We start from the raw sequence: 6,812 nt of genomic DNA, 5'->3' as shown, positions 1-6,812 counted from the left end.
ATGTTTAATTGAACATATCAAAATTAGGCAATTACACAAATCTATGTACAGGCTCTGTTAGCGCCCAGATAAAATCGCCATTCAGTTTTACTTCCTATCAGTTCTCGCTAACCAATCGCAAATAAAATCTGCGATCTCTTCTGGCTGGTTAATATCCAATTGCTCTACGGTACTCACTATCGGTTTGTCGCTCGCCAAAGCGATAACATACTTATCAATCAAGCCTGTGAATGGTTTACCCACTGCCTCTCTATAAAGCGCGATTTTGCTGATCGGCTCATGCTTAAAACCTTCAACTAAGATGAGATCGATGGTTGAGGCATCTAGCCGACTGGCAAGGTAGTGAAGATCCAAGCGGGGTTGCTCAGGAGTTTCCGTCATTAATGCCCAACGGCAATCGCTAGCAACCAGAGTCTGATGAGCGCCAGCTTTACGTAATTCATAGCTATCCTTCCCTAGCGTATCAATTTCCATATTATGATGTGTATGTTTGATTAAGCCGATTCGGATTTGGCGATGCTGCAGTAAAGGGATCAGACTTTTTAGTAACGTAGTTTTTCCTGTACCACTGTATGCGGCTATACCTAATAGCGGCGGTCTCTTTTGGCTCATAACGACCCTTTTTTGCCTTGTTCCCATAAGTCACAATCTGCGGGGGTATTTAGGTTGCTGAATGGGTTGGCTTGCCCACTGAAAACTACGGGTTGAGCATTCACGTTTTCCATCAATATCATTAGCTTACGATCTCCTTTTGCCAGGAATTCAGCAAGGAGTGGCTTCAGGCTGACATGCATTAATACCAATGTTGGATGTGCTCGCTTGCCATCATGGGCATAAGCCGCCAGTGCTTGCCCTTTCCCGTACCAAAGTTGAGAAACCAAATGGATAGGCAGCCCGGGAACATCACAAGGAACAAAAACAACCCATTCTGTAGATGAATGGCTCAGTCCCGCATGCATACCCGCCAGCGGCCCTACAAAGCCAGGAATGATATCGCTGATGACCGGTATACCACTTTCTTGATACAACGCCTGATTACGATTAGCATTAATTAGCACGTGGTCAACCTGAGGCCTTAATTGGTCAATGACATGTTGAAACAGCGGCTTGCCATGAAGAAGAATCAGTCCCTTATCGTTTCCGCCCATTCGGGAAGAACGACCGCCTGCAAGAATAACACCTGTTATATTGGGCTGCATTTCTATCACTCCGCTATATTCAACTGACTGACGAATTGTATCTTTAAATAGGAGGATCGGGCAGGATTTACTTTTATTGACAGTAGGCACTCTTTCCCTGTGTGAATATCCCTGCTACTTTGTCTGCATATTTTTGAATAGGGTAGATTTGCTATGAAATGCCATCGTGTTAATGAATTGATTGAGCTTTTACATCCAGCCTGGCAGCAAGAGCCTGACTTAAATTTGGTGCAGTTTTTACAAAAATTGGCTGCTGAAGCTGGTTTTGAAGGTGAGTTTTCAGATCTAACCGACGATATTCTTATTTATCATCTGAAAATGCGTGGTTCGGCATCGACAGAAGTGATCCCAGGACTGAAAAAAGATTTCGAAGAAGATTTTAAAACAGCCATATTGCGCGCTCGTGGTGTCATTAAAGATTAGTCATACTCCTTATCTGCGTAGATTAGGGCTTTGATGATACTATTTCTTATTCTCAGCGCGTTGCTGTCACTTATATAGACTAAATGTTGTTATGAACAGCTCTGCCTTTAATTTTCAAACGTTGTCTCCTGACCTGATTATGGATGCCCTTGAAGGGGTAGGATTACGGGTGGATTCAGGATTAACTGCGCTTAACAGCTACGAAAACCGCGTTTATCAGTTTATGGACGAAGATCGTAAACGTTACGTGGTGAAGTTTTATCGTCCTGAGCGCTGGAGCAGCGAACAAATTACCGAAGAACATCAGTTCTCGCTTGATTTAGCAGAGTCGGAGATCCCGGTGATTGCCCCATTGCAGCTCAATGGGCACACCTTGCATACTCATAATGGGTTTTTCTTTGCGGTATTCCCAAGTGTTGGTGGCCGCCAGTATGAGATAGATAATCTTGATCAGTTAGAGTGGGTTGGCCGTTTTCTGGGGCGAATTCATCAGGTGGGTCGCGATAAACTTTTTGTTGTCCGCTCAACTATCGGTATCGAAGAGTATCTGACAGAACCGCGCCAGTTGTTGGCCAGCAGTAGTTTGGTGCCAGCAAAACAGCGAGATAAGTTTCTGGCTGCGACCGATCTATTGATCAGCACAATTAAGCAGTATTGGCACACCGATTGGCAGCCACTGCGGCTACATGGCGACTGTCACCCTGGTAATATTTTATGGCGTGATGGGCCGATGTTTGTCGACCTGGATGATGCCAGAAATGGCCCGGCTATTCAGGATCTCTGGATGCTATTACACGGTGAACGCAGTGAGCAGTTGATCCAGTTGGATATTTTGCTGGAAGCCTATGGCGAGTTTGCTGATTTTGATCAGCGTGAACTGGCATTGATTGAACCTTTGCGCGCGATGCGGATGGTTTATTACCTTGCATGGGTAGCCAGGCGTTGGCAGGACCCAGCATTCCCTAAAAATTTTCCGTGGATGGCGGAGTCTGATTTTTGGTTACAGCAGACTGCATCATTTACAGAGCAGGTTAAGCTGTTGCAGGCCCCGCCTTTGCAGCTGATGCCAATGTACTAAAGCTAAGATAATGGAGATCGTTATAGTATGAAAAATGTTTGGTTAGCTCTCGTTGGCATGGTGATGGCATTCAGTGCATCAGCCGCACAATTTACTGACGGTACTCAGTACCAGACGTTAAACAAACCAGTAACTGGTGAGCCTCAGGTTTTAGAGTTTTTCTCTTTCTATTGCCCACACTGCTACCAGTTTGAAGAAATTTACCATGTTCCCCAGGCAGTAAAAAAAGCACTGCCAGAAGGGACTAAAATGACCCGTTATCATGTTGAGTTCCTTGGTCCATTGGGTAAGCAATTGACTCAAGCATGGGCAGTTGCCATGGCGTTGGGTGTTGAAGAGAAGATCACCCCACTGATGTTTGAAGGCGTACAGAAAACCCAAACTGTTCAGACCCCGGACGACATTCGTAATGTCTTTATCAAAGCGGGTATCAGCGGTGAAGACTACGATGCGGCATTAAACAGCTTTGTGGTTAAGTCATTGGTTGTTCAGCAGCAAAAAGCGGCTGAAGATTTAGAATTACGCGGCGTTCCAGCCATGTTTGTTAATGGCAAATATATGATTAAGAACGATGGCATGGATACCAGTTCAATGGATACTTATGTCAAACAGTATGCTGATGTTGTTAAGTTCCTGCTGACCCAAAAGTAATTATACGTAAAGAGGCGCTGGCTTTAGTTAGCGTCTCTTTTACTTTTCCAATCCCCGCATTGTACTCCGTGTTGTAATTATATTGCTTTCCCTGCCGCAAAATCATCATATTATCTAAAGTAATAGCAGTGTGACCGAATACCGACCATCTATTTTTTTGAGTGTTGCTTTCAATTCATTTATCTATTTCTATGATGATTGAGTGTGGATATTCGTGATGTGAAAATGCCCAAAATGGGTTGCTAAACCTAATAAAAAAAGGCGTGAGATAATACAGCCATAAGTGAAATTTATTTATCTTAAGCTCAAGACTAAATAAGTAATATCCACAATTCAGATAAAAGAAAAATGACAGTAGAATAAGAAAACATCAATCATAACCCCATGATTATACTTGTTTTAATTATTACCCCTTTAAAAGGTGACAAATAAATATAATCTGCACATGTTTTTACTCACAAAGTTATCCACAGAAAGGATCTTCAAGATCTCTGAGCAAAAATGCTCTCTTTCGCACAAGAATGGACGCTAAGATTCGTCTCTTGCCGCCAGCTATGGCATTCTTAGCGTCAGACCTTGCTGAATAAAGATGAAGAAACTCTATGGCCCAGATTGCAGAAAACCCATTGATCCTCGTTGACGGTTCCTCTTACCTCTATCGCGCATACCATGCTTTCCCACCGTTGACCAACGGCAGTGGTGAACCAACGGGCGCGATGTATGGCGTGTTGAACATGTTGCGCAGTCTGTTGCTGCAATATCGTCCCAGCCATGTTGCGGTCGTTTTTGATGCTAAAGGTAAAACATTTCGTGATGAGCTGTTCGCCGAATATAAGTCTCACCGCCCACCTATGCCCGATGATTTACGGTCGCAAATAGAACCGCTTCATCAAATGGTAAAGGCGATGGGATTGCCTTTATTGGTTGTTTCCGGAGTAGAAGCGGATGATGTTATTGGCACTCTGGCGCAAGAAGCAGAAAAAGCTGGTCACTCCGTATTAATTAGTACCGGTGATAAAGATATGGCGCAATTAGTTACGCCGAATATCACTCTCATTAATACAATGAACAACGCTATTTTAGGGCCACAGGAAGTGTGCGAAAAATATGGCGTACCTCCTGAACTGATTATTGATTTTCTGGCCCTGATGGGGGATTCATCAGACAATATTCCTGGCGTACCCGGTGTTGGTGAAAAGACAGCGCAGGCTTTATTGCAAGGTTTGGGTGGATTAGACTCGCTATTTAGCAATTTGGATAAAATACCCACGCTAACATTCCGTGGCGCTAAAACTATGTCTGCTAAATTAGAGCAGAATAAAGATGTCGCTTATCTCTCCTATAAGCTCGCCACCATCAAAACGGATGTCGAGCTGGATGTGACTTGCGATGAGCTAACCGTCTCACCGCCGGATGATGAGCAACTGCATCAATTATTCAGCCGCTATGAATTCAAGCGCTGGTTAGCCGATGTCGAAGCGGGCAAATGGCTGGACGGCAAAAAAGAGCGGCCAACGGGGCAGACCAGTAATAAAGCCTTTGTGGCAGCAGAGCCCGCCCCTGCGGCTGAAGTCACCGCCGTGCTGTCGCAAGAGAACTACCAGACTATTTTGGATGAGAAATCCTTAGCTGACTGGATTGAGCGCCTTAAAAAGGCGGAGGTATTCGCGTTTGATACTGAAACCGACGGCCTCGATACCCTTAGCAGCAATTTGATTGGTCTCTCTTTCGCGGTTGCACCGGGTGAAGCAGCTTATCTGCCATTAGCGCATGATTATCTGGATGCCCCTGCACAGCTTGATCGTGACTGGGTTCTCGCGACCCTAAAACCGCTGCTGGAAGATGGCAAAGCCCTTAAAGTGGGGCAAAACCTCAAATTTGATCAAAGCATGTTGGCGCGTTATGGCATTGAGCTGCGTGGTATTGCATTCGATACCATGCTGGAATCTTATGTTTTAAACAGTGTTGCTGGTCGTCATGATATGGATAGCCTGGCGGAGCGTTACCTCAACCATAAAACCATCACTTTTGAAGAGATTGCCGGTAAAGGCAAAAATCAGCTGACATTCAACCAGATTGCGCTGGAGGAGGCGGGGCCTTATGCCTCAGAAGATGCTGACGTCACCCTACAGCTGCATCTGGTGCTGTGGCCTAAGTTGCAGGAGAGTGAAGGTCTGAAGCGGGTATTCCAGGAAATTGAGATGCCACTGCTGCCGATTTTGTCCCGTATTGAGCGCACTGGCGTATTAATTGACCAAAATATATTAGCTGCGCACTCAAAAGAGCTGACTATTCGCCTTGATGAGCTGGAAAAACAGGCCCATGAACTGGCGGAAGAGCCATTCAATCTGGCGTCACCTAAGCAACTACAGGTGATTTTGTATGAAAAACAGAAACTGCCTATCTTGAAAAAAACGCCAGGCGGCGCGGCGTCGACTAACGAAGAAGTGCTGGCGGAGTTGGCGCTAGATTATCCTCTGCCGAAAGTGATCCTCGAATATCGCGGCTTGGCGAAACTGAAAAGCACCTATACCGACAAGCTACCGCTGATGATTAACCCGGTTTCGGGCCGTGTCCATACCTCTTATCATCAGGCGGTGACGGCCACCGGGCGTCTCTCCTCCCGTGATCCTAACCTGCAAAACATACCGGTGCGAAATGAAGAAGGGCGTCGTATACGCCAGGCTTTTATTGCGCCGAAAGGTTACCGCATCATGGCGGCTGACTACTCACAGATTGAGCTACGTATCATGGCGCATCTGTCGCAGGATGAAGGGCTACTGGCAGCGTTTGCTGCGGGTAAAGATATTCACCGCGCCACAGCGGCAGAAGTCTTTGGTTTGCCATTGGAAAAAGTCACAACCGAACAGCGCCGTAGCGCCAAAGCGATTAACTTTGGCCTGATTTATGGCATGAGTGCTTTTGGTCTGGCGCGGCAGCTGAACATTCCTCGTGGCGAAGCACAGCGCTACATGGATCTCTACTTTGAGCGCTATCCGGGTGTGCTGGAATATATGGAGCGCACGCGCAAACAAGCCGCTGATCAAGGCTATGTCACCACACTGGATGGCCGCCGTCTCTATCTGCCTGATATTCACTCGCGTAATGCCAACCGCCGCAAGGCGGCTGAACGTGAAGCGATCAATGCTCCAATGCAAGGAACTGCCGCGGATATTATCAAACGAGCGATGATTGCCGTGGATGCCTGGTTACAACAAGAATCTGAACCTTTGGTGCGGGTTATCATGCAGGTACACGATGAATTGGTGTTTGAAGTGCACGAAAGTGTATTGGAAAGCGCTGAACAGAAAATCCGTGAGTTGATGGAACAGAGTATGCAACTGGCGGTGCCACTGAAGGTTGACGTGGGGGTTGGCGACAACTGGGATCAAGCTCATTAGTTGTATGGGTAAGTGGTGATAAATAAAGCACTTTATGTAATTAAGCTACATTTAGTGCCG

The 6,812-nt window shown here is 46.0% G+C and carries 6 protein-coding genes; 4 read left to right on the top strand and 2 right to left on the bottom strand.

Annotation, left to right across the window (positions count from 1 at the left end; translation table 11 throughout):
- Nucleotides 1–87 precede the first annotated feature (87 nt).
- Together mobB and mobA are read right to left on the bottom strand one after the other, a co-directional pair.
- A complete protein-coding gene (mobB, locus tag AACW11_RS08725) occupies nucleotides 88–612 on the bottom strand; it encodes a molybdopterin-guanine dinucleotide biosynthesis protein MobB (protein WP_212586493.1) in 525 nt (174 codons plus the stop codon).
- The gene (mobA, locus tag AACW11_RS08720) at nucleotides 609–1,199 is read right to left on the bottom strand and encodes a molybdenum cofactor guanylyltransferase MobA (RefSeq protein WP_212586496.1); all 591 of its coding nucleotides are present in this window, start codon (nucleotides 1,197–1,199) and stop codon (nucleotides 609–611) included. The genes mobB and mobA overlap by 4 nt, the downstream gene beginning before the upstream one ends.
- A gap of 153 nt (nucleotides 1,200–1,352) precedes the next feature.
- Here mobA and AACW11_RS08715 point away from each other — a divergent pair, with 153 nt between their 5' ends.
- The 4 genes from AACW11_RS08715 (at nucleotide 1,353) to polA (ending at nucleotide 6,752) form a co-directional block, all read left to right on the top strand.
- Entirely contained in the window at nucleotides 1,353–1,622 is a 270-nt protein-coding gene (locus tag AACW11_RS08715) for a YihD family protein (protein ID WP_005277758.1), read from the top strand.
- Nucleotides 1,623–1,713: 91 nt separating this feature from the next.
- Nucleotides 1,714–2,700 carry a serine/threonine protein kinase gene (locus AACW11_RS08710; protein ID WP_212586492.1) on the top strand — a complete coding sequence of 329 codons (987 nt, stop codon included), beginning with the start codon at nucleotides 1,714–1,716 and terminating at the stop codon, nucleotides 2,698–2,700.
- Between the two features lie 27 nt (nucleotides 2,701–2,727).
- A complete protein-coding gene (dsbA, locus tag AACW11_RS08705) occupies nucleotides 2,728–3,351 on the top strand; it encodes a thiol:disulfide interchange protein DsbA (protein ID WP_212586491.1) in 624 nt (207 codons plus the stop codon).
- A 602-nt stretch (nucleotides 3,352–3,953) separates the two neighbouring features.
- The gene (gene polA, locus AACW11_RS08700; protein ID WP_212586490.1) at nucleotides 3,954–6,752 is read left to right on the top strand and encodes a DNA polymerase I; all 2,799 of its coding nucleotides are present in this window, start codon (nucleotides 3,954–3,956) and stop codon (nucleotides 6,750–6,752) included.
- Nucleotides 6,753–6,812 lie beyond the last annotated feature (60 nt).

It is taken from the genome of Yersinia sp. Marseille-Q3913 (assembly GCF_963892745.1).
Taxonomy (GTDB): Bacteria; Pseudomonadota; Gammaproteobacteria; order Enterobacterales; family Enterobacteriaceae; genus Yersinia; species Yersinia bercovieri.
The sequence above is the reverse complement of the archived record's forward strand: the minus strand, read 5'-3'. Positions and strand labels throughout refer to the sequence as shown.

Excerpts from the sequence above, each read along its gene's own strand:
- mobB (WP_212586493.1), bottom strand. The coding sequence starts at position 612 with ATGAGCCAAAAGAGACCGCCGCTATTAGGTATAGCCGCATACAGTGGT.
- mobA (WP_212586496.1), bottom strand. The coding sequence starts at position 1,199 with ATGCAGCCCAATATAACAGGTGTTATTCTTGCAGGCGGTCGTTCTTCC.
- AACW11_RS08715 (WP_005277758.1), top strand. The coding sequence starts at position 1,353 with ATGAAATGCCATCGTGTTAATGAATTGATTGAGCTTTTACATCCAGCC.
- AACW11_RS08710 (WP_212586492.1), top strand. The coding sequence starts at position 1,714 with ATGAACAGCTCTGCCTTTAATTTTCAAACGTTGTCTCCTGACCTGATT.
- dsbA (WP_212586491.1), top strand. The coding sequence starts at position 2,728 with ATGAAAAATGTTTGGTTAGCTCTCGTTGGCATGGTGATGGCATTCAGT.
- polA (WP_212586490.1), top strand. The coding sequence starts at position 3,954 with ATGGCCCAGATTGCAGAAAACCCATTGATCCTCGTTGACGGTTCCTCT.